Here is a 265-nt window from a genome sequence, read left to right on the forward strand (position 1 = left end):
TGATACAGCGTCTGCGCCAGGATTTTCACCCCTTCGTTCAGATCGGCGACGGCGGTTTTTTCCGCCGGGTTATGGCTGATACCGGCGATGCTCGGCACGAACATCATCACCGTCGGCACGCGCGGGGCGAAGATTTGCGAGTCGTGTCCGGCACCGCTGTGCATCATGCGGTAATTCAGCCGCTGCGTTTCGCACAGGCGGCTGACGCAGGCCACCAGCTGTTCGTTCATCGGGATCGGCGCTTCGTCCATCCACAGATCGATCT

At 60.8% G+C, this 265-nt stretch carries 1 protein-coding gene; it reads right to left on the reverse strand.

Annotated elements, in window-relative coordinates; genetic code table 11:
- Positions 1-265: M20/M25/M40 family metallo-hydrolase (locus MJX74_RS21595; RefSeq protein WP_240225080.1), on the reverse strand; the 265-nt coding region annotated here is incomplete at both ends.

The sequence above is a fragment of the Rheinheimera hassiensis genome (genome assembly GCF_022436675.1).
GTDB classification, from domain to species: domain Bacteria; phylum Pseudomonadota; class Gammaproteobacteria; order Enterobacterales; family Alteromonadaceae; genus Alishewanella; species Alishewanella hassiensis.